At 73.5% G+C, this 23,216-nt stretch carries 30 protein-coding genes; 12 read left to right on the top strand and 18 right to left on the bottom strand.

Translation table 11 applies throughout. The features are described 5' to 3' along the window. The first annotated feature begins 191 nt into the window (after positions 1 to 191). Positions 192 to 1,436, top strand: coding sequence for a cytochrome P450 (locus AC0693_RS11635; protein WP_478737335.1), 1,245 nt, complete (start codon positions 192 to 194; stop codon positions 1,434 to 1,436). Positions 1,437 to 1,524: 88 nt separating this feature from the next. On the opposite strand, the gene AC0693_RS11630 is transcribed toward AC0693_RS11635, so the two are convergent. Then, entirely contained in the window at positions 1,525 to 1,686 is a 162-nt protein-coding gene (locus tag AC0693_RS11630; RefSeq protein ID WP_365575169.1) for a hydrophobic protein, read from the bottom strand. 154 nt (positions 1,687 to 1,840) lie between these two features. On the opposite strand from AC0693_RS11630, the gene AC0693_RS11625 reads away from it, so the two are divergent. Beyond that, positions 1,841 to 2,467 (top strand): flavodoxin family protein, encoded by a 627-nt coding sequence (locus tag AC0693_RS11625; protein ID WP_469315922.1) that lies wholly within the window; start codon positions 1,841 to 1,843, stop codon positions 2,465 to 2,467. A 37-nt stretch (positions 2,468 to 2,504) separates the two neighbouring features. On the opposite strand, the gene AC0693_RS11620 is transcribed toward AC0693_RS11625, so the two are convergent. The 4 genes from AC0693_RS11620 to AC0693_RS11605 form a co-directional block, all read right to left on the bottom strand. Further along, positions 2,505 to 3,599, bottom strand: coding sequence for a carboxylate-amine ligase (locus tag AC0693_RS11620; RefSeq protein WP_468466015.1), 1,095 nt, complete (start codon positions 3,597 to 3,599; stop codon positions 2,505 to 2,507). Positions 3,600 to 3,677: 78 nt separating this feature from the next. Next, a complete protein-coding gene (locus AC0693_RS11615; RefSeq protein ID WP_478801599.1) occupies positions 3,678 to 4,352 on the bottom strand; it encodes an HAD family hydrolase in 675 nt (224 codons plus the stop codon). Between the two features lie 11 nt (positions 4,353 to 4,363). Continuing rightward, positions 4,364 to 5,329 carry an LLM class F420-dependent oxidoreductase gene (locus tag AC0693_RS11610; protein ID WP_478801598.1) on the bottom strand — a complete coding sequence of 322 codons (966 nt, stop codon included), beginning with the start codon at positions 5,327 to 5,329 and terminating at the stop codon, positions 4,364 to 4,366. Between the two features lie 89 nt (positions 5,330 to 5,418). Next, positions 5,419 to 6,033, bottom strand: a complete 615-nt coding sequence (locus AC0693_RS11605; protein WP_478801597.1) for a DUF2231 domain-containing protein — start codon at positions 6,031 to 6,033, stop codon at positions 5,419 to 5,421. A gap of 156 nt (positions 6,034 to 6,189) precedes the next feature. On the opposite strand from AC0693_RS11605, the gene AC0693_RS11600 reads away from it, so the two are divergent. Then, positions 6,190 to 7,104: a SigB/SigF/SigG family RNA polymerase sigma factor gene (locus AC0693_RS11600; protein WP_478801596.1), complete on the top strand. Its 915-nt coding sequence runs from the start codon at positions 6,190 to 6,192 to the stop codon at positions 7,102 to 7,104. A gap of 148 nt (positions 7,105 to 7,252) precedes the next feature. Continuing rightward, the gene (locus AC0693_RS11595; RefSeq protein ID WP_469315917.1) at positions 7,253 to 7,498 is read left to right on the top strand and encodes a DUF6213 family protein; all 246 of its coding nucleotides are present in this window, start codon (positions 7,253 to 7,255) and stop codon (positions 7,496 to 7,498) included. 62 nt (positions 7,499 to 7,560) lie between these two features. Here AC0693_RS11595 and AC0693_RS11590 read toward each other — a convergent pair whose 3' ends face one another. Further along, on the bottom strand, positions 7,561 to 7,968 hold the full coding sequence (locus tag AC0693_RS11590) for an ATP-binding protein (RefSeq protein WP_478801595.1): 408 nt from the start codon (positions 7,966 to 7,968) through the stop codon (positions 7,561 to 7,563). Positions 7,969 to 8,152: 184 nt separating this feature from the next. Here AC0693_RS11590 and AC0693_RS11585 point away from each other — a divergent pair, with 184 nt between their 5' ends. The 3 genes from AC0693_RS11585 to AC0693_RS11575 all read left to right on the top strand — a co-directional run bounded on the left by AC0693_RS11585 (position 8,153) and on the right by AC0693_RS11575 (position 10,024). Then, the gene (locus AC0693_RS11585; protein WP_469333256.1) at positions 8,153 to 9,337 is read left to right on the top strand and encodes an alcohol dehydrogenase catalytic domain-containing protein; all 1,185 of its coding nucleotides are present in this window, start codon (positions 8,153 to 8,155) and stop codon (positions 9,335 to 9,337) included. A 94-nt stretch (positions 9,338 to 9,431) separates the two neighbouring features. Then, positions 9,432 to 9,680 carry a hypothetical protein gene (locus AC0693_RS11580; RefSeq protein ID WP_478737353.1) on the top strand — a complete coding sequence of 83 codons (249 nt, stop codon included), beginning with the start codon at positions 9,432 to 9,434 and terminating at the stop codon, positions 9,678 to 9,680. Then, positions 9,677 to 10,024, top strand: a complete 348-nt coding sequence (locus AC0693_RS11575; protein WP_469315914.1) for a PRC-barrel domain containing protein — start codon at positions 9,677 to 9,679, stop codon at positions 10,022 to 10,024. The genes AC0693_RS11580 and AC0693_RS11575 overlap by 4 nt, the downstream gene beginning before the upstream one ends. A gap of 58 nt (positions 10,025 to 10,082) precedes the next feature. Here AC0693_RS11575 and AC0693_RS11570 read toward each other — a convergent pair whose 3' ends face one another. Next, positions 10,083 to 10,328 (bottom strand): hypothetical protein, encoded by a 246-nt coding sequence (locus AC0693_RS11570; RefSeq protein WP_478801594.1) that lies wholly within the window; start codon positions 10,326 to 10,328, stop codon positions 10,083 to 10,085. 172 nt (positions 10,329 to 10,500) lie between these two features. Here AC0693_RS11570 and AC0693_RS11565 point away from each other — a divergent pair, with 172 nt between their 5' ends. Continuing rightward, positions 10,501 to 10,839 carry a DUF3040 domain-containing protein gene (locus AC0693_RS11565; RefSeq protein WP_478801593.1) on the top strand — a complete coding sequence of 113 codons (339 nt, stop codon included), beginning with the start codon at positions 10,501 to 10,503 and terminating at the stop codon, positions 10,837 to 10,839. Between the two features lie 40 nt (positions 10,840 to 10,879). Here the strand turns inward: AC0693_RS11565 and AC0693_RS11560 are convergent, their stop codons facing one another. Further along, positions 10,880 to 11,380, bottom strand: a complete 501-nt coding sequence (locus AC0693_RS11560) for an STAS domain-containing protein (RefSeq protein ID WP_478801592.1) — start codon at positions 11,378 to 11,380, stop codon at positions 10,880 to 10,882. Between the two features lie 148 nt (positions 11,381 to 11,528). On the opposite strand from AC0693_RS11560, the gene AC0693_RS11555 reads away from it, so the two are divergent. Further along, positions 11,529 to 12,017 carry a DinB family protein gene (locus AC0693_RS11555; protein WP_468466037.1) on the top strand — a complete coding sequence of 163 codons (489 nt, stop codon included), beginning with the start codon at positions 11,529 to 11,531 and terminating at the stop codon, positions 12,015 to 12,017. Between the two features lie 108 nt (positions 12,018 to 12,125). Next, the gene (locus AC0693_RS11550) at positions 12,126 to 12,449 is read left to right on the top strand and encodes a plasmid stabilization protein (RefSeq protein WP_478737361.1); all 324 of its coding nucleotides are present in this window, start codon (positions 12,126 to 12,128) and stop codon (positions 12,447 to 12,449) included. A gap of 81 nt (positions 12,450 to 12,530) precedes the next feature. Here the strand turns inward: AC0693_RS11550 and AC0693_RS11545 are convergent, their stop codons facing one another. Then, positions 12,531 to 13,547, bottom strand: coding sequence for a DNA topoisomerase IB (locus AC0693_RS11545; protein WP_469333251.1), 1,017 nt, complete (start codon positions 13,545 to 13,547; stop codon positions 12,531 to 12,533). A gap of 11 nt (positions 13,548 to 13,558) precedes the next feature. Then, entirely contained in the window at positions 13,559 to 13,753 is a 195-nt protein-coding gene (locus AC0693_RS11540; protein WP_478801591.1) for a hypothetical protein, read from the bottom strand. Positions 13,754 to 13,859: 106 nt separating this feature from the next. Here AC0693_RS11540 and AC0693_RS11535 point away from each other — a divergent pair, with 106 nt between their 5' ends. Both AC0693_RS11535 and AC0693_RS11530 read left to right on the top strand, forming a co-directional pair. Continuing rightward, the gene (locus tag AC0693_RS11535; protein WP_478801590.1) at positions 13,860 to 14,813 is read left to right on the top strand and encodes a TIGR03557 family F420-dependent LLM class oxidoreductase; all 954 of its coding nucleotides are present in this window, start codon (positions 13,860 to 13,862) and stop codon (positions 14,811 to 14,813) included. 76 nt (positions 14,814 to 14,889) lie between these two features. Next, a complete protein-coding gene (locus tag AC0693_RS11530) occupies positions 14,890 to 16,695 on the top strand; it encodes a thiamine pyrophosphate-requiring protein (protein WP_478801589.1) in 1,806 nt (601 codons plus the stop codon). Positions 16,696 to 16,794: 99 nt separating this feature from the next. Here AC0693_RS11530 and AC0693_RS11525 read toward each other — a convergent pair whose 3' ends face one another. The 8 genes from AC0693_RS11525 to ppk2 form a co-directional block, all read right to left on the bottom strand. Beyond that, on the bottom strand, positions 16,795 to 16,998 hold the full coding sequence (locus tag AC0693_RS11525) for a cold-shock protein (protein WP_328929665.1): 204 nt from the start codon (positions 16,996 to 16,998) through the stop codon (positions 16,795 to 16,797). Between the two features lie 268 nt (positions 16,999 to 17,266). Beyond that, a complete protein-coding gene (locus AC0693_RS11520; protein WP_469315906.1) occupies positions 17,267 to 17,467 on the bottom strand; it encodes a hypothetical protein in 201 nt (66 codons plus the stop codon). Positions 17,468 to 17,543: 76 nt separating this feature from the next. After that, positions 17,544 to 18,638, bottom strand: coding sequence for a carboxylate-amine ligase (locus AC0693_RS11515; protein WP_478801588.1), 1,095 nt, complete (start codon positions 18,636 to 18,638; stop codon positions 17,544 to 17,546). A 71-nt stretch (positions 18,639 to 18,709) separates the two neighbouring features. Then, positions 18,710 to 19,078 (bottom strand): DUF6343 family protein, encoded by a 369-nt coding sequence (locus tag AC0693_RS11510; RefSeq protein ID WP_469315904.1) that lies wholly within the window; start codon positions 19,076 to 19,078, stop codon positions 18,710 to 18,712. Positions 19,079 to 19,183: 105 nt separating this feature from the next. Then, positions 19,184 to 19,705 carry a SixA phosphatase family protein gene (locus tag AC0693_RS11505; RefSeq protein WP_469333246.1) on the bottom strand — a complete coding sequence of 174 codons (522 nt, stop codon included), beginning with the start codon at positions 19,703 to 19,705 and terminating at the stop codon, positions 19,184 to 19,186. Between the two features lie 7 nt (positions 19,706 to 19,712). Continuing rightward, on the bottom strand, positions 19,713 to 20,522 hold the full coding sequence (locus tag AC0693_RS11500) for an SDR family oxidoreductase (protein ID WP_469333245.1): 810 nt from the start codon (positions 20,520 to 20,522) through the stop codon (positions 19,713 to 19,715). Positions 20,523 to 20,615: 93 nt separating this feature from the next. Then, positions 20,616 to 22,163, bottom strand: a complete 1,548-nt coding sequence (locus AC0693_RS11495) for a CYTH and CHAD domain-containing protein (RefSeq protein WP_478801587.1) — start codon at positions 22,161 to 22,163, stop codon at positions 20,616 to 20,618. 28 nt (positions 22,164 to 22,191) lie between these two features. Then, positions 22,192 to 23,199, bottom strand: a complete 1,008-nt coding sequence (ppk2, locus tag AC0693_RS11490) for a polyphosphate kinase 2 (RefSeq protein ID WP_469315900.1) — start codon at positions 23,197 to 23,199, stop codon at positions 22,192 to 22,194. Positions 23,200 to 23,216 lie beyond the last annotated feature (17 nt).

Genomic DNA, 23,216 nt, shown 5'->3' with positions numbered 1-23,216 from the left:
AGGCGGGGCGCGGCCGGGGGTCCCGTACACGCGGACCGGCGGGGCCGATCCCCCGATCCGGGAGGGTGGGCGGCGGCGGAGTTGACCCGCGGAGTTGCCGCGCTCCCCCGCGTTCCCCGGAGACCGGAAGGCCGGGGGGCCGTCCGGGGCGCGTCGTGCGTGCGGCGCCGGAGGGCGGGTAGCCGCGCAGCATGTCTCTTCTCAAGGATCCCGTTGCCCCTTGGCACGACAGCACCCTCGGCCTCATGACGGGCGGGTACGCGTGGCTGCCCGACCGGATGCGCGCCGCACCGCACGGCGTGGTCAGGACCCGTCTCCTCGGCCGTCCCACGATCGCGCTGCGCGGCCCGGAAGCGGTCCGGTTCTTCTACGACGAGGACCACGTCGTACGCCGGTCCGCGCTGCCGGAGCCCGTGCTGGACACCCTCTTCGGGCAGGGCGCGGTCCACACCCTCGACGGGGACGCGCACCGGGTCCGCAAGGCGATGTTCCTCGCACTGCTCAAGAACCCGGCCGGGGTCGCCGCGCTCGGGGAGCACATCGGCGCGCGGTGGCGCGAGGCGGTGGCGGGCTGGAAGGGGGGACCCGTGGTGCTCTTCGACGAGAGCGCGAAGGTCCTCGCCCTGGCCGTGTGCGACTGGGTGGGGCTGCCGCTCTCCGACACCGCCGCCGAGGAGATGGCCCGCGACTGCACGGCGATGGTGGACGGCTTCGCCACCCCGGGCCCGCGGCACCTGCGCGCCCGCCGCGCCCGGGCCCGGCAGGAACAGGCTCTCGCGGCCCTGGTGGTCCGGCTCCGCGCGACGGGGGAACCCGGCGCCAAGGACTCGGCCCTGGAGGCGGTGGCCTGGCACCGTGACCTGGGCGGCGGACTCCTGGATCCGCACACCGCCGCCGTGGAAATCCTGAACATCGTCCGGCCCACGGTCGCGATCGCCTGGTTCGCCACCTTCGCCGCGCACGCGCTGCACCGCTGGCCCCGGCACCGCGAGCTGCTCAGGGCCGGGGCGGCGGACGGTTACGCCGAGGCCTTCGCCCACGAGGTGCGGCGCTTCTACCCCTTCGCCCCCTTCGTGGGCGGTCTCGCGGCGCGGGACCTGACCTGGCGGGGCGAGGAGATCGCGAAGGACACGCTGGTCCTGCTCGACCTGTACGGACAGAACCACGACCCAGACCTGTGGGAGCACCCGTACCGCTTCGACCCGCACCGCTTCACCGGCGGCGGGAGCGCCCTGGAGCACCTGGTCCCGCAGGGCGGCGGCGACCCGGCGCGGGGCCACCGGTGCCCGGGCGAGGAGATCACCGTCACGGCGATCGCGACCCTGGCCACGGAGCTGGCCCGGCTGGACCACGAGGTCCCCGAACAGGACCTGGCGATCCCGCTGTCCCGCATCCCGACGCGCCCGCGCAGCGGCTTCGAACTCCGCCTGAAGTGACGCGATGCGACGCGGCGGTGGCCCGCCCCCTCGGGGGCGGGCCACCGCCGTGTCGTGTGTCGTGCGGGAACGGAGCGGTCGCCGGCTCCTACCAGCGGTACCAGCGCCCGCCGCCGCCCTTGGGACGGGCGACGAAACCGATGAGCCACAGCACCAGTACCGCGATCGCGATCCACCACAGGATCTTGAGCGCGAAACCGGCTCCGAAGAGGATCAGGACGAGAAGAAGGACCAAGAGCAGGGGAACCATGATTTCCACCTCCGAAGCAGCGTGTGCCCCGGCTTCCCCCGCTCACACCTGCGGACTTTATAAAGCTCCTACATGGGGCGACGGCCCGTCCGCGCCCCGCCCGGCCGTGCGCGGCTCCAGGGATGGCCGGCGGACCTCCGGGTAGCCGCGCCACATGGACACCACATCGAACACGCCCCTGCGCGCCGTCGCCCTCGTCTGCACCCTCACCCCCTCCCCCGCCCCCTCCAGCTCGCAGCTGCTGGCCGAGCAGACCATGGCCGCCCTCGCCGAGCACGGCGTCACGGGCAAGACCATCCGGATCGCCGACCACGACGTGAAGCCCGGCGTGCAGACCGACATGGGCGAGGGCGACGCCTGGCCGGCCATCCGCAGCGCGATCATGGGCGCCGACATCCTCGTCCTCGCCACGCCGATCTGGCTGGGCCACGCGTCGAGCATCGCCCAGCGGGTGCTGGAGCGCCTGGACGCGGAGATCTCGGAGACGGACGACGAGGGCCGCATGCTCACCTACGGGAAGGCCGCGGCGGTCTGCGTCGTGGGCAACGAGGACGGTGCGCACAAGGTGAGCGCCGACCTCTTCCAGGGCCTCAACGACGTCGGTTTCTCGCTGGCCCCGAACGCCGTCACCTACTGGGTCGGCGAGGCCATGCAGGGCACCGACTACCAGGACCTCGACAAGACCCCCGAGACCACCGAGAGCACGACCAGGACCCTTGCCGCCAACACCGCCCACCTCGCCCGGCAGCTGAAGTCCGCCCCCTACCCGCCCTCGTCCTGAGGGACGCGGCCCGGCCGGGGCACGGGCGCGCGGCCGCTCAGGCGGCCGCGTCCGTGCCCGTGATCAGGCCGATCAGTGCGGGCAGCCCGCCCTCGGCCAGGGCGCGGCGCTGACGGTCCGCGGGCGTGCCGTCCCGCAGCAGCCGGTGGACGAGGCCGCTCACCTGGCGGAGGTCGCCGGAGTCCTCCAGGGCCGGTGTGATGTGGCTGAGCAGGGAGCAGAGCACGTCACCGCTGGTGTGCGGATGGCCGTACCGGTCGACCAGCGTGCCGTTCAGGCCGTACCGGGCCGCGTGCCAGTTGCCGGCGGCCAGCAGTTCCTGGGCCAGCGGTGTCGGGGGGATGCCGTCCTTCTCCTCCGCGATCGCCGTGGCGACCAGCGCGCGGACGATCCCCGCGAGCATGACGGCGTCGTCGGCGTGCAGCTGGACGTCCAGGCAGCGCACCTCGACGGTGGGGTAGCGGTCCGACAGCCGCGCCTGCCAGTACACCTGCCCGCGGTCCGCGATCACCCGGGAGGCGACCAGCGCCTCCAGCCGGCCCTCGTAGTCCGCGGCCCCGTCGAAGTACGGCGGCGGCCCGCTGACGGGCCAGCGGCCGAACACGATGGTGCGCCAGCTCGCGAAGCCGGTGTCGCGCCCGTCCCAGACGGGCGAGTTCGCCGACATGGCCGTCAGGGTCGGCAGCCACACCCGGATCCGGTTGAGCACGGCCACGCCCGTCTGCGCGTCGGGAACCGCCACGTGGACGTGCATGCCGCTGATGAGCTGCTCGCCGGCCAGCTGTCGCGCCTCCCCCTCGATGCGCAGGTAGCGCGGCGTCTGCGTCACCGGGACGGGCAGGGCGCCCCGCAGCGGCGCCGCGCCCGTGGCGGCGATCCCGCAGCCGCTGGCCTCGGCGGCCGCGGCCACCGCGTGCCGAAGGCGCAGGAGGTGGCCTCCGACCTCCTCCAGGCTCGTGCACACGGGTGTGGCCACTTCCACCTGGGCCTGTAGCAGCTCGTCCTGGACCTCGTCGCGATCGGCGAGCGAGCCGAGTCCTGCGGCCCGGCACACCTCCTCCGCGAGGGGCACGGGCAGCCCGGTGGCCTGATCCAGCAGGACGTACTCTTCTTCGACACCGAGGGTGATCACTCCGGGCTGCTACCCCCGTGCGCCTTGATCACCCCTGTCCGCCCGCTCCGGTTCGATCACTCCCGGCGGTGGTCGCCGTCAGGCGGGCACCCGGGAAAAGGGGCTCGTGTCCAGGGCGGACAGGAGCGCGGCGGGGTCGCGGTAGACGGCGCCCGCTCCGGCCTCCTCCAGGTCCGCGCGGGCGACGCCGCCGCACAGCAACCCGGCCGTCGCCACCCCGGCCCGGCGGGCCGCCTTCATGTCCCAGACGGAGTCGCCGACGAACACCGCGCGGTCGGCGGGCACCCCCGCCAGGTCCAGGGCGTGCCGGACGGGTTCGGGCGCGGGCTTTCCCTGTTCGACGTCGTCCGCGGTCGCGGTGTCGCTGATGGCGTCGTCCGCGCCGATCGCCGCGCGCAGGGCGTCGAGTTCCCTGTCCTTCGCGGACGTGACCAGCAGCACCTTCCAGCCCGCGGCCGCCAGGGCGCGCAGCAGGTCCCCGGCCGCGTCGAAGGCGCGGAGCCGGTCGAAGTAGGTGGCGTAGAGGGTGTCGTGCGCGGCGCTCAACCGGTCGTCGCCGTCGTGGTCGCGGTCCTCGCCCAGCAGGTGGTCGAGGAGGTCCTCGCCGGGCAGGCCGATCGCCCCGTGGACGGCGTGCATGGGGACCCGGTGGCCCCCCTGGCGCAGGGCTTCCCACCAGGAGACGACGTGCAGGTGGTTGGTGTCGGTCAGGGTGCCGTCGATGTCGAAGAGGGCAGCGCGGTCCGTGGCCATGGCGGCGCCCCTCACAGGTTCCGCAGCGCGGGCAGCAGCTTGGCCTCGGCCCATTCCAGGAAGGGCTCCTGGTGGTCGCCGCCGATCTGGACGAGGGCGACCTCGGTGAATCCCGCTTCGGCGTACGGACGGACCGCTTCCACGAAGGCGTCCACGTCGTCGCCGCAGGGCACGGCCTCCGCGACGTCCTCGGGCCGTGTGTGCGCGCTCGCCTGCTCGAAAGCGGCGGGGCCGGGGAGCTCGGAGTTCACCTTCCAGCCGCCGAGCGACCAGCGGAACTGGTCGTGCGCGCGGGCCACGGCCGCCTCGCGGTCGGGGTCGTAGCAGACGGGCAGCTGCCCGACGCGGGGTTTGCCGGTACCGCCGTGTGCGTCGAACGCCCGGATCAGCTCCGCTTCCGGTTCGGTCGCGATCACCAGGTCCCCGTGGCGCCCCGCGAGGGCGCAGGAGCGCGGCCCGGAGACGGCGATGCCGATCGGGGGCGCCGTCTCGGGGACGTCCCACAGTTTGGCGTTCTCGACGTCGTAGTGGGCTCCGTGGTGGCTCACGTACTCCCCTGTGAACATCCGCCGGATGATCTCGACGGCCTCTTCCAGCATCTCCAGGCGGACGTGGGCGGCGGGCCAGCCCGCGCCGACGATGTGTTCGTTGAGGTTCTCCCCCGAGCCCAGGCCCAGCCGGAAGCGGCCCTCGGAGAGGAGCTGCACCGTCGCCGCCTTCTGCGCGACGACGGCCGGGTGGTAGCGGAAGGTCGGGCAGGTCACGTAGGTCATCAGCGGGATCGTGGTCGTCGCCTGGGCCGCCGCCCCGAGGACGCTCCACGCGTACGGGGCGTGCCCCTGCGAGTCCAGCCAGGGGAACGAGTGGTCCGAGATCACGGAGAAATCGAAACCCGCCCGCTCCGCGCCCACGACGTGGGACACCAGCTCCCGGGGGCCTGCCTGCTCGGTCATCATCGTGTATCCGATTCGCACCATGAGCAGCGCTTAGCCACATCGGGCCGGGGCAAACCTCCGGGTCCCGGGTAGGGCGTCCGCGGGTCCTTGCGGCAGGGCGTCCCTGCTCATCAAGGCAGGGCGTCCGCGCCGACGGCCTCCCGGTAGGCGACGTGCCCGCCCAGGGCGCCGCTCACGGCCACCGCCGCCAGCCCGGCGAGGGACCATGCACGGCCCCTGAGCGCGCGCCCGCGCGTGCGCGCGGCGAGGGACCCGGCGTAGCAGGCGATCACCACCGTGTTGGAGAGGGCGTGGGCCAGACCGACCCGAGCCTGGCGCGGGGGCAGCTCGGCCCAGTCCAGCCAGCCCGCAACGGCCGCGGGGCCCACTCCCGCGAGGCCGGCGGCGGTGAGCGTCGTGGCCGCGCGCCGCGCACCGGGGACGGCGTCCAGCAGCCCGGCCGACAGCCAGCAGCCGATCGGCACCTGGACCAGGAGGGGGTGCAGGGGATGGCCGAGCGGCTTGCCGCGCAGCAGGTCGCGGGCCCCGCCCAGCGGGAGGGACCGGATGCGCCGCTGGAGGGTGCGGATCGCCGGATCGGCCGCCGTGGTCCGCTCGATCGCGGCGACGGCGTTCAGCCATCCGGCGGACACCCTGCCGAGGGCGTCGGCAGGGCCGCGCGTCGTCGACCGGGGCTGGTCAGCGGTCGTATGGGGGTGCTCGTTCAACGGAGTCCGTGCGTTCATGTGACTCGCCTACCCAGCCACACCGGGCCATGCTTGCGTGTGTCAGCTGTGGCGGGTGGGGTGACGAGGCCGGGAGGTGGGTATAACCAGCGCGCCGAACACCACGACGGTCCCGTCGCGCGACCCATGCGCCGGACCCATCCGTCGGAGGATTCCATGACATCCCTGACCGACCGTGCCCCCACGGAACCCGCCGGATCCGCCGGATCCGCCCCCGCCGGCCTGCCCGCCGATCCGCTGTCGGTGAGCACGGCCGACGCAAGGGCCCTGTCCCCCGTGCTGTTCGCGCGGCTGCGCACGCTCACGGAGGGCACCCCCGAGTACTCGTACGTCCGCAACACGCTCGTCGAGCTGAACCTGAGCCTGGTGAAGTACGCGGCCCACCGGTTCCGCAACCGCAGCGACCCGCTGGAGGACATCGTCCAGGTGGGCACGGTGGGCCTGATCAAGGCCATCAACCGCTACGACGTCGCGCGCGGCGTGGAGTTCACCACCTTCGCGCTGCCGACCATCACCGGCGAGATCAAGCGCTACTTCCGGGACAGCACCTGGTCGGTGAAGGTGCCCCGGCGGCTGCAGGAACTGCGCCTCGACATCGCCAAGGCGCAGGACGCCATGGAACAGCGGCTGGGCCGAAGGCCCACCGACCGCGAGCTCGCCGCGGAGATGGGGATCACCGACGAAGCGCTCGCCGAGGGCCTCGTGGCCGCCAACGGGTACACCGCGGGCTCCATCGAGGCGCCTGCCGACGAGGGCGAGCCCGAGGGGCCCGTCCAGACGCTCGGCCGGACCTTGGGTCTGGAGGAGGAGGCCTACGACCGGATCGAGTGCCTGGAGGCGCTCAAGCCGCTGCTCGCAGAGCTGTCCGAGCGGGACCGGCTGCTCCTGTCGCTGCGGTTCGGTGACGAGCTGACCCAGCGGGAGATCGGCGAGCGCCTGGGCGTGTCCCAGATGCACGTGTCGCGGCTGCTTGGCCGGATCCTGGCGGGGCTGCGGACCGCTCTGCTGAGCGACGACGCCGACCCGGCGGACCGGGACGAGGGTGGCCACATGGCCCCGGACACCCCTTAGGGCACCCGGGTCGGTTCGGCGACCGTGGAGGTTCGTCCGGGCGCGGCGGGGTATGCGCTCCGCGTATGACCCGACGGCGGCCCTCCGGTCGCCGACGGCGCGCTCACGGCGCGCACCCGTACCCATAGGCTTCCGGGAGGGCGGTTCCATGATCAAGGTCACCATTCCACTGGTACCGGGGGACCACGGTGGCCCTCTGATTCCCGCCGACCACGTCACCGCCCTGCTGCGCACGATCGCCGTGGACTGGGTCCGTTCCGCGGAGGCCGACGAGGACGTCGACCGCGACGTCGTGGACAGCCTGGCCAACGTGCTGGACGAACTTGCCGACAGCATCGACGTGGAATGCATCGCCTTCACCTCCGCGCCCGAGATGCTCGGGCCGGACGGCTGAGCGCTCCCGCCGACGGGGTGGGGCCGCGCGCACCGGGCGCGCGGCCCCACCCCGTCGGCGCGTCAGCTGCCCGGTCGCGGCAGCCGGATGCCGGTGTGGATGGTCTTGCCGCCCGGCCGCCGCCGGACCCTGACGTCACTGCCCAGCTGGTTGACCAGACGCCAGCCCCAACCGCCGCCGCCGTCGAGGTCGGGTTCGCGCTGCCGCGGTTCGGCGTCGCTGTAGTCGGTGACGTCGATGCCGATCTCGTCGCCCTCCAGTTCGAGGTCGAGCGCGCAGCCGCCGGCCGTGTGCCGGATGGCGTTGGTGACCAGTTCGCTGACCACCAGCAGGGTGGTCTCCAGGACTTCGGGCGCCATCGCGCGGCCACCGCGCGAGGCGTGGTCGAAGAAGTGCCGGGTCAGATCGCGCGCGGCGGCCGCGGCGGACGCGCCGGACAGGTCGCTGTGCGTTCGCAGATGGAGAGTCATCTCCGCTCCCCTGACCTACCGCGTCGACCCCCCGGTCCAGTCTGCCCGTTCCGAGGGCCGCGCGCTCGGGATCCGGCCCATGGAACGGCGGCCGCCGGGTAGGCGGGCAGACAGGGGTGCGGCGGGCCCGTGAACCGTGGCGCAGCCGCACTCCGACACCGCGACAGCAGAAGGAGGAACGGTCATGCGCGCACTGACGTGGCAGGGAACCCGGGACGTCCGCGTGGAGTCGGTGGCGGATCCCGCGATCAAGGACCCTTCGGACATCATCGTGAAGGTGACGTCGACCGGCATCTGCGGCTCCGACCTGCACCTCTACAACGTACTGGGCGCCTACCTGGAGCCGGGTGACGTGCTCGGCCACGAGGCCATGGGCCTGGTCGAGGAGGTCGGACCGGAGGTGTCCACGCTCTCTCCCGGCGACCGGGTGGTCGTCCCGTTCAACGTGTCCTGCGGCACCTGCCACATGTGTGGCCAGGGCCTGCACTCCCAGTGCGAGACGACGCAGGTGCGCGAGTACGGGAAGGGAGCCGCGCTGTTCGGCTACACCAAGCTGTACGGGCAGGTCCCGGGCGGGCAGGCCGAGTACCTGCGGGTGCCCTTCGGCGACACGCTGCCCATCAAGGTGCCGCAGGGGCCGCCGGACGAACGGTTCGTCTACCTCTCCGACGTCCTGCCGACCGCCTGGCAGGCCGTGGAGTACGCGGCGGTGCCCGCGGGCGGCACCGTGACCGTCCTCGGGCTGGGCCCCATCGGGCAGATGGCCGCGCGGATCGCGCTGCACCGCGGCGCCCGGCTCGTGATCGGGGTGGACCTGGTCCCGGCCCGGCTGGAGCGGGCCCGGGCGGCGGGCGTGCACACCCTGGACCTCACCGAGCACGGCAAGCGGCTGCTGACCGCGGTGCGCGACCTGACGGACGGCCGCGGCACGGACTCCGTCATCGACGCGGTGGGCATGGAGGCGCACGGCGCGCCCCTGGCCGCGGCGGCGCAGCGGGTCACCGCGATGCTGCCGGACGCGCTGGCCCGGCCGCTCATGGAACGGGCCGGGGTCGACCGCCTGCACGCACTGCACACCGCGATCGAACTCGTCCGGCGCGGCGGCACGGTGTCCGTGAGCGGCGTGTACGGCGGCGCCGCGGACCCGATGCCCCTGCTGACCATGTTCGACAAGCAGATCCAGCTGCGGATGGGCCAGGCCAACGTCCGGGCGTGGGTCGACGACATCCTGCCCCTGCTGGACGACACCGACCCGCTGGGCGTGGAGGGCTTCGCGACGCACGTCATGCCTCTGGAGGAGGCCGCGCACGCCTACACGATGTTCGCCGCCAAGGAGGACGGCATGATCAAGACCCTCCTGCGTCCCTGACCCCTCCGCGACCCCCGGCAGCCGCGGGTTTCACCGCAGCCGGGCCGGGCAGCCGCCCCGGAGGCAACCGTCAGGCGCACACGAGGAGGCGGTCATGGACGAGCAGGGCGGAGCGGGAGGCGTACCTCCGCACGACGGTCACGAAGCCGCGGAGTCGGGCCGGCGGCCCGAGCGCCGCGACGACGGGCGCACGGCCGCCGCCGACACGGACGAGGCGAGCCGCCTCGACAAGCCGGCGCCTGCACCGGGCCCGTCGAAGGGCCGTGAACGCTGGACGGGCCCGCGGGAAGAGCGGGACCGGGCGGGCGAGGCGGACGAGGGAGAAGCGGGGCGGGAACGGTGAGCGGCATCTGGGGCTACGGGCAGGACGTCGGCCACCGGGAAGGGATCGACCTGGTCGGCTACAAGGTCGAGGCGACAGACGGCGGCATCGGAAAGATCGACAAGCACTCCGATGGTGTGGGGGCGTCGTACCTGGTCGTCGACACCGGGACCTGGATCTTCGGCAAGCACGTGCTGCTCCCCGCGGGCACCATCCGCCGGATCGACGAGGTCGGTAGGAAGGTGTACGTCGACCGGACCAAGGACCAGATCAAGGACGCGCCCGAGTACGACCGGGGCAAGTACGGGGACGAGGCCGGCCCCTTCGAACCGTTCACCCACTACTACGGGCAGGCCCACATGTAGCGTCCGGCCTTGGCGCGACGGCGCCCGGCGGCAGTGAGCCCGCCGGGCGCCTCGTGCGTTACCGCGCCCGCCGCTCGGGTTCCCGGGCGCTCTCGCTCTCGTCGCGGGCGCTCTCGCTCTCGTCGCGGCCCGCCCGCTCCCGTTCCACCCGCTCCGGATCGGCGGCCGGCGCGCCGGAGCCCGTACCCGTGCGCGACGGCGCGCCGGGCGGGCGCCCGTGCTCGTCGACCGTGGCCCCCGTGTCCGGCACTGCGGGACCGTTGCCCTGCGGGCCCGGGTCCACGGAACGTCCCTTGTCCTGCACGATGTTCTCCCGTCGGGTCGATGACGAAGATGCCGCTCTTGCGCGTCTACCCGCGACCGGCGCAAACACCTGCCGGACGGCGGGCGGTGCGAATGACCGGCCCGGGCGGGGGTAGCCGCCGGTCAAGCCGCCATCCGCCGGGGAAACGGGCAGAGTCGAAGAGGGCAGAGACATGGATGGGAGCCGGCTCTCTCGCCGGGAGCTGAGAACCCTGACCGAGATCGAGCACATGCTGCGCGATGATCCCGACTTCGAGCGGACGTTCACCCGCGAAGCGGGCCTCTTCCTCACCCACCCCGGGACGCCGCGCTCCCCCGAACGGCGGGGAAGGCCGGTGGGCAGCGCGGTCTGCGCGCTGGTGATCGTCTCCCTGACCCTGCTCGTCGCGGCCGCCGCCACCTCCTCGGCGGCTCTGATCTGGGCCTTCGGGGTGTCGTACGCGACGACCCTGGCCGGACTCGTCTTCCTGGTACACCGCTGGTACCAGCGCCAGCCGCACGGCCGTCCCTGACGGTCTGCCCTGACGGTCGGCAGGCCGCCCAGGGGATTCCTCACCCGGGCGGCCCGGGGAACCGGCCGGGGCGGCGGCTGCGGCCCGCGGCGTGTGCGGTGGCCACCGGCGCCGGCCGTCCGGCGGCCGCCCGCTGGGCGCCGGAGAGCCGCTCCGCCGCCGCCCGCGCGGCCAGGGTGCGGCGCAGGTCCCGCGTGGCGGCGCAGCGGCTCTCCGCGTCCCGGCCCGCCCGGGGTGCGAGCGACCGGTCGATCTCGTCGACCAGGTCGATCAGGCGCAGGGGCTGCGGGCGCCAGTTGTAGACGAACAGGGCGACCCCGCGAACCCGGACGCGGCGGCCGAGGCCGAGGAGGCCGTGCATGCCGGTGACGTCCATGAAGGGAACGTGCTGCATGTCGCAGGCCACCACGCAGAGGTCGTCCGTGAGGGCTTCCTCCACCCGCTCGAAGGCCGGCCCGGCTTCCAGGTCGAGTTCCCCGACCGGTGTGAGGTGCACGGTGGGGCCGTACCGCCTCATCTTGATGTGGAATGCGCATCCCATGGCGTTTCACCTCAGCAGCAGGGCCGTTCACGAAGGGGCCTACCCCGTTTCGCACGGGTGATGGCATGCCGCCGGACGAGCCCGGTCGGGACCGCGGAAGGCCCGGCGGGACCTGTGGGGAGGGGCCCTGCGCCATTAGGGTGAGCGCGTGACTGACGACTGCGGAGAATGCGGCTTCGCCTACGACCTCGATCTGGCGCCCTCGGTCGCCTCGCTGGCCCGGGAGCACGCGGCCCGTTTCGCGGACCTGCTGGAGGGTCCGCGGGCGACGGCGCCGCGCCCCGCCCCCGGGATCTGGTCACCGCTCGAGTACGCCTGCCACGTGCGGGACGTCCTGCTCGTCCAGCGCGAACGGGTACTGGCCGCCCGGCGCACCCCCACGCCGGTGGCCGAACCCATGGGCCGCGACGAGCGCGTCGAGCACGACGGGTACGCCCTCCAGGACCCGGCCGACGTCGCCCGGCAGCTCACGGACGCGGCGGCGCTGTTCGCCAACGTGCTGGACCGTCTGCCGCCCGCGCACTGGGAACGCACCCTGGTGTACAGCTACCCCGAGCCCACCGAGCGGACCTTGCGCTGGGTCGCCGTGCACACCCTGCACGAGCTGCGCCACCACCTGCGCGACGCCCACCGCTGAACCCCGGCCGCACCCGTTCTTCGTGCCGGGGGTGCCTGGGCGGCGCCGCGCGGGGTAGGCGCGGTAGTGCCCGGCACCGGGCCGGGCGGTGAGCGAAAGGGAAGAACGATGCCCCGAGGATCCTCCCCGAAGCGGGAACGCCAGTACGAGCACATCAAGGAGTCCGCGGAGAAGCGCGGCGAGCCCGAGGGACGCGCGAAGGAGATCGCCGCCCGCACCGTCAACAAGGAACGGGCCCGGTCCGGCGAGTCGAAGACCGCGAGCCGCTCCTCCATCCAGGACATGTCGTCCTCCAAGCGCGGCGGGCAGCGCTCCCACAGCGGCTCCCGGGGCCCGACGAAGGAACAGCTCTACAACGAGGCGAAGCAGCGCAACATCGAGGGCCGTTCGAAGATGGACAAGGCCGAACTCAAGCGCGCCCTCGGCCATTGAACCCCGCTCCGCCGGCCGCTGGGCCCCCCGGTCCTCGGGCCCTCGGCCGGCGGGTTCCGCGCCCTCCGCACGGCGCCCCGCTCAGCGGTCGGCCAGGAGGGCCAGGACGGCGCGTTCGACCACGCCCTGCGTGGCGGGGCGTCCGAAGGCGCCGTCCTCCCCGAGGCGGCCCAGCACGTCGGCGACCGTCGTGCCCTGCTCGTACAGTTCGACGACCCGGGGGTCGATGTACGACGCCCGGCACACCGCGGGGGTGTTGCCCAGGTACCCGCTGACCTCCCGTACCGCGCGCGCCACGACGGCGTTGCGCCGGCCGCGGGAGGCGTCGGCGGTGCCCGCGGAGACCGCCAGGGCGACGGCGGCCAGCACGGTCGCGTGCCAGGTCCTGAAGTCCTTCGCCGTGATGTCGCGTCCGGAGCCCTCGCGCAGGTACGCGTTGAGGTCCTCCGCGCGTACCTCGTGCCACGTGCCGCCCTCCCAGTACGCGAAGAGCCGCGGTGCCGCGTCGCGCCGCCGCAGCAGCGCCCGCACCACGGCGTACGCCTGCTCGTCGACGAAGGTGCGGGTGACGGTCCGGCCGGATTTGGCGGGGAAGCACAGGGTGACCCCGCCCGCGCGGCAGGTCGCGTGCTCCCGGAGCAGCGTGGTCAGTCCGTAACTGCCGTTCTCGCGCGCGTACCGCTCGCCGCCGATCCGCAGGAAGCCCAGGTCGAGCAGGCGGGTCAGGCAGGCCAGGACCCGGTCGCGGGTCAGGCCGCGCCCGTCGAGGTCGCGCGCGACGGCGCTGCGCAGGCGGGGCAGTGACCGCGCCACCTCCTGGACGTGCTCGTGCTTGGCGGCGTCGCGCTGCTCCCGGAAGCGGGGGTGGTAAAGGTACTGGCGGCGCCCGGCCGCGTCGGTGCCGACGGCCTGGATGTGCCCGCTCGGCCAGGGGCAGATCCACACGTCCTTCCAGGCGGGCGGGATGACGAGCGCGCGCACGCGTTCGCGGTCCTGCGGGCTCAGCGGCCTGCCCGCGGCGTCCTCGTACCGGAATCCCCGCCCGTGCCGGATCCGCCGCCACCCCGGCCTGTTGACGTCACTGGTCCGCAGCCTCACAGCACCCCCGCTCACTCGTCGTCGGGGTGGGCCTGCGTCCGCAGCGTCCAGGCACTTCCCGGGCAGTCGTAGGGCAACGGCGGGAAGCGGTGGCCGCGGACGTCGGTGCTCTTGCTCCACAGGTGCTGCCTGCCGCAGTCGCAGGCGTAGATGCCGCTCTCCTGGACGATCTCCCCGGGCCGCCCGCTGCGCGTCGTCTCGTTCATGCCCGACGCCTACCCGCCGGGCCGGGCGGCATGTGTCCGAGCGGCTTGCCGGGGTAGCCGGGAACGGGGGGCACCGTCTTCCGTCCGTCTTGAAGGGAACGAGGTCATGACGTCCTTCGGCTACTTCCTGTCCTGCGAGGAATTCACCCCGGACCAGCTGCTGCGACAGGCGCGCTGGGCCGCGGAGGCGGGGTTCACCCGGCTCGCCATCTCGGACCACTACCATCCGTGGACCGACGAACAGGGCAACAGCGCCTTCGTGTGGTCGATGATCGGCGCGCTGTCCCAGACGGTCGACCTCCCCGTCACGACCCTCGTCACGTGCCCCACCGTGCGCCTGCACCCGGCCGTGACGGCACAGGCCGCGGCCACCTCCAGCGTGCTGCTCGGCGGCCGGTTCGCCCTGGGCGTGGGTACCGGTGAAGCGCTCAACGAGCACGTCCTCGGGGACCGGTGGCCGGCGTTCCAGGAGCGCGCGGACATGCTGGAGGAGGCGGTCGAGGTGATGCGGGAGCTGTTCACCGGCCGCCAGGTCAGCCACCGCGGGCGCCACTACACGGTGGACAACGCCCGCCTCTACACCGCGCCCGAGGAACCGCTGCCGGTCCTGGTCTCGGGCTTCGGCCCCAAGGCCGCCGCCCTCGCGGGCCGTATCGGGGACGGCTTCGTCACCATGGCCCCCGACGAGGAGGCCATCCGCCGGTTCCGCGAGGCGGGCGGCGAGGGCAAGCCGGTGGTCGGCGGGCTGAAGGTGTGCTGGGGCGCGGACCGGGACGCGGCCGTGAAGACGGCGCACCGGCTGTGGCCGAGCGAGCACCTGCCGGGAGAGCTGAACCAGATCCTGCCCACGCCCGCCCACTTCGAGCAGGCCGTCGAACTCGTCACCGAGGACCAGGTGTCCCGGGCCGTGCCGTGCGGCTCCGACGTCGAGGAGCACCTGGAGGCGATCCGCGCGTACGTGGACGCCGGTTTCGACGAGGTGTACGTCGGACAGATCGGGCCGGACCAGGAGGCCTTCTTCGCCGCCTACCGCGAGAAGGTGCTTCCCGCGCTCGGCTGACCGCGGTCCGCGTTCCCCCCACCCTCTCCCCCTCCCTCCCCGTCCTCCCCCGTCCGTTCGACCGACAAGGAGCGTCATGTCGATCAAGGTGTCCGATTTCATCCTCCAGCGCCTGCGCGAGTGGGACGTGGAGAACGTGTTCGCCTATCCGGGTGACGGGATCAACGGCCTGCTGGCCGCGTGGGGCCGCGCCGACGACATGCCGCGGTTCATCCAGTCCCGCCACGAGGAGATGTCCGCCTTCGAGGCCGTCGGCTACGCCAAGTTCTCCGGCAAGGTCGGTGTCTGCGCGGCCACCTCCGGCCCGGGCGCCATCCACCTGCTCAACGGCCTGTACGACGCCAAGCTCGACCACGTGCCCGTCGTCGCGATCGTGGGGCAGACCAACCGCAGCGCCATGGGCGGCTCCTACCAGCAGGAAGTCGACCTGCTGAGCCTGTACAAGGACGTCGCCTCCGCGTACTGCGAGATGGTCACCGTCCCGGAGCAGCTGCCGAACGTGATCGACCGGGCGATCCGCACGGCCTACGCCCAGCGCACCGTGACCGCGGTCATCGTCCCCGCAGACGTCCAGGAGCTGGACTACTCCCCGCCGACGCACGCCTTCAAGATGGTCCCCTCCAGCCTCGGCGCCCCCTCCTACGCGCCGGTCCCGGCGGCCGCCGACCTCGCGCGGGCCGCGGAGGTGCTGAACTCGGGCGAGAAGGTCGCCGTCCTGATCGGCCAGGGCGCGCGGGGCGCGCGGGCCGAGGTGGAGCAGCTGGCGGAGCTCCTGGGCGCAGGCGTGGCCAAGGCGCTGCTCGGCAAGGACGCCCTGCCCGACGACCTGCCCTACGTCACCGGCTCGATCGGACTGCTGGGCACCCGGCCCTCCTACGAGATGATGCGGGACTGCGACACCCTGCTGGTGGTGGGGTCCAGCTTCCCGTACAGCCAGTTCCTGCCCGCCTTCGACCAGGCCCGGGCCGTGCAGATCGACATCGATCCCTTCATGATCGGGCTGCGCTACCCCTTCGAGGTCAATCTCGTCGGGGACGCCAAGGAGTCCCTCGCGGCGCTGCTGCCGCTGCTCAAGCGCAAGAAGCACGGCTCCTGGCGGAAGAAGATCGAGAAGGACACCGCGCAGTGGTGGACGGTCATGGAGCGGCGGGCCGCCGTGGAGGCCGATCCGGTCAACCCCGAGTACGTGGTGCACGCCCTGGACGCGCAGCTGCCCGAGGACGTGATGGTCGCCGCCGACTCCGGCTCCGCCGCCAACTGGTACGCCCGCCACCTGCGGATGCGCGGGACCATGCGCGGCTCGCTGTCCGGGACGCTGGCCACCATGGGGCCGGGGGTCCCGTACGTCATCGGCGCGAAGTTCGCCCATCCGGACCGGCCCGCCATCGCGATCGTCGGGGACGGCGCCATGCAGATGAACGGGCTGGCCGAGCTGATCACCGTCGCCAAGTACTGGCAGGAGTGGGAGGACCCGCGGCTGATCGTCGCGGTCCTCAACAACGGCGACCTCAACCAGGTGACCTGGGAGATGCGCTCCATGTCGGGCGCGCCCCAGTTCCTGCCCTCGCAGGCTCTCCCGGACGTGCGCTACGCCGACTTCGCGCGCTCCCTCGGGCTGGAGGGCGTACGGGTGGAGAAGCCGGTCGGGGTGGAGGCCGCCTGGCAGCAGGCGCTCGCCGCGGACCGGCCGTTCGTCCTGGACTTCCGCACCGACCCCGCCGTGCCGCCGATCCCTCCGCACGCCGACTTCGACCAGATCGAGGCGACCGCCTCGGCGATCCTCAAGGGCGACAGCGACCGGGTCGCCATGGTGCGCCAGGGGCTCAAGGCGAAGCTCCAGGAGATCCTCCCCGGTCACCGGCACGCGGAGCACGGGGAGTGAGGAGACCCGGCCGACGCGCCGCCTGACACGGATCCGCCCGCCGCCGGCAGTCTGGGACTCCGGGGGCGGGCGGACGGACCGGTCAGGTCAGGGGCGCGATCAGGCGGCGGTGATGTTCTCCGCCTGCGGGCCCTTCTGGCCCTGCGTGATGTCGAAGGTCACGGCCTGGCCCTCCTGCAGCTCACGGTAGCCCGTGGAGTTGATGTTGGAGTAGTGCGCGAAGACGTCCGGACCGCCGCCGTCCTGCGCGATGAAGCCGAAGCCCTTTTCGGAGTTGAACCACTTCACGGTTCCGCTGGCCATGATGATGCCTCTCAGTCGATGTCGGATCCGCACCGCGCGGACCCGGAGGTGATCGCCCTGGTCCGGCACTGCACAGCAAAACGCCCACGCCAGGGCGCGGGCAGGGACTGCGAACCACGACAGCTGGAACAGAAGCTACACGGCGAAGGCGCCCGTCACCAGAGAGCTACGATCACTCTTCAGAGTTTCTCGCCCCGGCGCCCGCGCCGGCCCGTACGGGACCGGCGCGAGACCGTCGGGTCGCCACCAGGACCACGGGGCCCGGCGGTTACTCCTGAGGGGGGTTGCCGCCATGGTTGCGGGCGGTACGGCGCTGCGCGTCGGTGTTCGGCGTCAGGGCGTCCCCGGCTTCGCCGTCCTTCGTCCCCGGAGCGATGGCGTCCTCCGCTTCCTCCCGCGCTTCCTGGTCCCCGCTCTCGCCGGGGGCCTGCGACGGCGGGGTGGGACGGTCCGGGCGGTGCGTGCTCATGGGGTGCTCCCAGTCTGTCGTACGGCTGTCCCGGGGCGTGTGCCCCGCCGCGCCGCCGCTCATGCGGGCGGATCACTCAACCGGAGGAGCCCCCCAGCAGGAGCGCCCTGAGGCCCGCCATGCCGCCGTCGGCCAGCGCGCGGCGCTGGCGGTCCGCGGGCGTTCCCTCCTGGAGCAGCCGGTGGACGAGGGAGCAGACTTCCCGGTGGTCGCCGTTCTCCTCCAGCGCGGGCGCGAGGTGGCGCAGGAGCATGCACAGGACGTCGCCGCTGCTGCGGCGGCGGCCCGAGGGGTCGACCAGCGAGCCGTCCAGACCGTGGCGGGCGGCGTGCCAGTTGGCGGCCTGGAGCAGCTCGGGCGGGCACGCGGGCGGCGGCGGCCCGCCGGCCTCCTCCTCCGCCAGGGCGACCTGGACGAGGGCGCGCACGATGCCGGCGAGCATGACGGCGTCGTCGGCGCGGAGCTGGACGTCCAGGCACCTGACCTCCACGGTGGGGTAGTGGTCGGACAGGCGGGCCTGCCAGTACAGCTGCCCGCGGTCGGCGATGACCCCCGAAAACAGCAGGGCGTCCACCCGGTGCTCGTAGTCGGCGTGCCCGAGGAAGGGGGGCGGGGGCCCGCTCACGGGCCAGCGGCCGAAGACGATGGTCCGCCAGCTCGCGAAGCCGGTGTCCCGGCCGTCCCAGAGCGGCGAGTTGACGGACATGGCCAGCAGGGTCGGGAGCCAGACCCGGATGCGGTTCAGGACGGCCACGCCCGTCTCGGGGTCCGGCACGCCGACGTGCACGTGCATGCCGCTGATCAGCTGTTCGTCGACGAGCTGCCGGGCCTCGCCCTCCATCCGGCGGTACCGCGGATAGGGCGTGACGGGGACGGGCAGGGTGCCCCGGACCGGCGCCGCCGCCGACGCAAGGAGCCGGCAGCCCCGGTCCTCGGCGGCGGAGGCGACGGCGTGCCGCAGTCGCAGCAGGTGGCCGCCCACCTCTTCCAGCCGGGTGCACACGGGGGTGGCCACCTCGACCTGCGACTGCAGCAGCTCGTACTGCACCTCGCCGTCCTCGGCCAGGGGGCCGAGGCCTGCGGCCCGGCGCACGTCGTCGGCCCACGGGACCGGGAGCGCGGTGTCCGGGTCCACCAGCAGATACTCTTCTTCGACTCCCAGGGTGATCACACCGGGCGGCTACCCGTCCGCTCCTTGATCACCCCGTGGACGTCGATTCCTCCCGAACCGCGCATATCGCATCAGCGGTCGTGGTGCCAGCGCCGCTGCTCGCGCATCCGTCGCCCGATCACGTACAGGTCGAAGAGCGCCACGGCGGCCATGAGGAAGCAGAAGGCCCCCAGGGCCGCGCACAGCGTCCGGGACGGCGCGCCTTGATCCGTGGTGTGCAGGGCCAGCAGCACGAAGAGGACGCCACCGGCCGCGAAGACCGGCGCGAAGACGACCGACAGGGTGCGCCGCAGCCGTAGGTCGCTGCGCGCCCACTGCGCCTCGGACCCGTCGTGCCGCCACCGCAGGGCGGCGGCACGCGCGCGCCGGTCCGCCGCGCGTGGCCCGATGAACCGGTGGTGCCTGCCGATGGAGGCCATGGGGACCACCTCCCGCGTCATGCCCCGTGAGGTTCGGCGCCTGCCCGCGGGAGGCGGCTTCATTCCGCCCCGCTCCGGTCGGCGGGGCGCAGCGGAAGGATGCGGCGGGGGCAGCGGCCCCCGCGCTCAGCCGGGCGGAGCCCAGAAGTCCGCCAAGGTGCCCCGTCCCGGGGCCAGGCCGCTCCACCCGCACTCCAGCTCCACCACGACGACGCCGGAGGTGGGGAAGGTCTCCCGGAGCCGCTCCAGCAGCTTCGGCGGGCCGTTGCCGCACAGGGCCGCGGCCAGCTCGTGGATGCCCGGGTTGTGGCCGACGAGGAGGAGCGCGCCGAGGTCGCCGCCCCGGTCGGCGAGGACCTCCATCAGCGCGCTCGGCGGGGCGTTGTAGAGCCGCTCGTCATGGACGACCGGCGGCGGCTCCGCGAGCGCGGGCGCGATCAGCTCCCACGTCTGGCGGGTCCGGCGCGACGGCGAGCACAGCGCGAGGTCGGCCGCGTACCCCGACCCGGCCAGCCAGTGCCCCGTCAGGGGCGCGCTCCGGCGCCCCCGCTCGCTCAGGGCGCGCTCGAAGTCGTCGATCCGCCCCTTCGGTACGGCCTTCGCGTGCCGGACGAGCAGCAGTCGGCGTCCCGGTCCGCTCACGGCCATCGCCCCCTCACGGCCTGCGCCAGGCGTCTTTGTCGAGGTGCGAGCCGGCCATGGGCCCCATGCGGAGCATCCCGCCGTCCACCGCCCACGAGGCACCGGTCACGTAGGAGGCGCCCGGACCCGCGAGGAAGGCGACGACCTCGGCCACCTCGCGCGCGTCCCCCGGCCGGCCGAGCGGGACGCCGGGGCGGTGGGTGGTACGGACGTCCTCGTCCTCCTGGCCGGTCATCGGAGTGGCGATCTCGCCGGGCGCGACGGCGTTCACCGTGATGCCGTGCTCGGCCAGTTCGAGGGCCATGACCTGGGTCAGTAGCCCCAGGCCGCCCTTCGCCGCGCAGTAGGGCCCCGCGCCCACCCGCGGCTGGTGCTCGTGCACGGAGGTGATGTTGACGATCCGGCCGCCGCGGCCGCGGCGGATCATGCGCCGGGCGGCACGCTGGCCGCACAGCAGGGGACCTACAAGGTCGATGTCCAGGACCTCCCGCACGGTGGCGAGCTCCAGGTCGAGGAACGGCGTGGCGGTGCCGGTGCCGGAGTTGTTCACGAGGACGTCGACACCCCCGAGTACGTCGGCCAGCTCGTCGACGACGTCCGCGGCGTCCGGCAGCCGGGTGAGGTCGAGGTGGGACACCGCCGCCCGGCGTCCGTGCGCGCGGACCTCCCGCGCCGTCTCCTGCGCTCCCTGCTCGTCGGTGTGCCAGGTGATGCCGACGTCGATCCCCGCCTCGGCCAGCCGCACGGCGACCGCGCGGCCGATGCCGGAGTCCGAGCCGGTGACCACGGCGGTGCGCGGTGCGAAATCTTCGGGGGTGGTCATGCCTCTCGCCTCTCTCCGTGTCTGCTGTGTCGGGTGTCTTTCGTGCTGGCCTGGTGCTCGCCTCCGGTCCGGCCCTGTCCGGCGCCGGCCGCCTCAGCGGCGCAGCGCCTTGCGCCGGGCCGCGGCGCGGGCGCGCGCCCACACCTCGGGGAGTTCGCGCTCGCGAGCGGCCGCCGCGGCCCTCTCGCCGCCCGCCAGCAGGCCCCAGGTGAAGCCGGGCTCCCCGGCGGCGTGCGCGGCCACGGCGAGACCGCGCAGGGCGTCGCGGGCCACCACGCTGTCGTGGTGCGCGCCGCTGACCTTCTGCACGGCCTTGACCCGCCGTCCGAGCCGCGCGGCGGGCTTGCCCAGGGCCGGCCGGGCGGCCTCCGCGGCGTAGCGGAGCCTCTTGGCGGCCTTCCGCGCTTCGTGGATCGCGGTGTCGCGCCCCGCGCCGGGCGTCCGCTCCAGCGCGGTGTCCATGCGCCGCGCGAGCCGCTCGTAGTCCTTGTGGAGGGCTTTGACCAGCACCTTCCCGGGCTTCCCGGCCGCCTTCGGGCGCAGGGGCGGGTCGGTGGTCAGGGCGTGCAGCCGCTCCAGCAGGTCCAGGTAGCGGGCCGAGCCGAGCACGTCCAGGGTGCGGCGGCGGCCCTCGGCGCCCCCTGCCGCGTCCCATGCAGTGAGGCGGGCGTCGACGGGGCCGAGGACGAGTTCGCCCGGGAGGTCGCGCACCGCCGAGGTGAACCGCTCGCGCAGGACCTCGTGGTCGCGTTCCGCGCCGAGTTCACCGGCCAGCCACTTCAGTTCCCGCCGCAGCGGGTCGGTGCTCTCCGGGGCGAGGACCGAACGGTAGCTCCGCAGGCAGCCGCGCAGACGGCGCAGCGTGGTGCGCATCTGGTGCACCGCGTCGGGTGCGCCGCGGCGGGCGGCGGGGTCGAGTTCCACCAGGGCGGCGACCTGGCGGTCCAGGTGGGCGAGCACGTGGCCCCCCGCGGACCCGGGGACGGCCTTGCCGGGCGGCTGCGGGGCGCGGGCCGCGGGCGGCAGCGTCTCGCGCACCGCGCGGACCAGCTTGGACGGGCTGTGCGAGCGGAACACACCGTGTTCCCGCAGGATCTCCTCGATCCCGTCCAGGAGCGCCGGATCGCCGCCCTCGGCGAGTTCCACCTCCCACTCCGTCCACGCCGTGTGTCCCCCGCCGGGGAGCAGCGCGTCCGCGCGGACGGCGTCCACGCAGAGCTCCGCGAGGGCCTCGCCCCCGGTGTCGAGGAGCCGGTGCGAGGTGCGGGTGGTGCGGATCCGCATCAGGGGGCGCAGGGGCGCGCCGCGGGTGCGGGAGAGCGTCAGACCGCTCAGTTCCCCGGGTACCTCGTCCGCCGGGGACGCCCCCAGGGGGACGCCGATCTCCTCGCGGCTGTCGCCCGGAAGGGGCAGTTTGAGGTGCCATCCCGCGTCGGCGCCGCCCGTCCGGCGGCGCAGGGTCACGCCCGCGCGGGTCAGTCTCAGGTCGCCGGTGTCGTAGTAGACGGCGTCCAGCTCCCGCGTCCCGCACGCCGCGAGGGAGTCGACCGGCTCCAGCCGCGTGAGACCGGGTGGCCAGGCGGTACCGGCGGACGCACCGGGCGCGTAGGTGCGTTCCGTTTCGCGTGTGGAAGAGGCCATACGGATCCCCTTGACGCAATCGGCGGGCTCAAACCTCGTCCGCTGGGGCGGGTGGGCGCCGCCCGTTCTCCTGGCGCGGCGGCATGCCGTCGCGGGGCGGGTGGTGCCCGGGTCCGGTGGCCTTGTCGGCCAGGGGCGTGGGTGAGAGGGCGGTGTCCTCCTCGCCGGGTTCCAGGAGGGTGTAGGCCGCGCCGATGATCAGGGGGTCGGGTGTGCCGACCGCCGCGGGGTCCTTGCCGTCGTAGTCGACCCGGGTCAGCAGATGGCGTATCGCCTCCAGTCGGCCCCGCCGTTTGTCGTTGGTCTTGACGACGGTCCAGGGCGCGTCGGCCGTGTCCGTGGCCCGGAACATGGCCACCTTGGCCTCGGTGTAGGCGTCCCACATGTCGAGGGACGCGAGGTCGGTGGGCGAGAGCTTCCACTGCCGGACGGGGTCGACCTGGCGGATCGCGAAGCGCGTGCGCTGCTCGGAGCGCGAGACGGAGAACCAGAGCTTCACCAGGCAGATGCCGTCCTGGACCAGCATGCGCTCGAAGGCCGGGCACTGCTTCAGGAAGAGGTGGTACTCCTCGGGGGTGCAGAACCCCATGACGTGTTCCACACCGGCCCGGTTGTACCAGGAGCGGTCGAAGAAGACGATCTCCCCCGGGCTGGGGAGGTGGGCGACGTAGCGCTGGAAGTACCACTGCCCGGCCTCGCGGTCGGTCGGTTTGTCGAGCGCCACGACCCGGGCGCCGCGGGGGTTGAGGCGCTCGGTGAACCGCTGGATCGTGCCGCCCTTGCCCGCGGCGTCACGGCCCTCGCAGATGACGATGAGGCGCCGGCCGGATTCCTTGACCCAGCGCTGCAGTTTGAGCAGTTCGATCTGCAGGATCCGTTTGCTGCGTTCGTACTCGTCCTTCGGCACTTTGCGGTCGTACGGATAGTTCTCGCGCCAGGTGCGTATCGGGTCGCCCCGGCCGTCGAGCAGCACCGGCTGCTCGGGCCGCCGGGTGTCGACGCTCAGGCCGGCCAGCAGGTCCTCTTCCTCGTTCACACCGGTCCGCCTGCCCA

It is taken from the genome of Streptomyces sp. NPDC043876, from assembly GCF_056435825.1.
The sequence above is the reverse complement of the archived record's forward strand: the minus strand, read 5'-3'. Positions and strand labels throughout refer to the sequence as shown.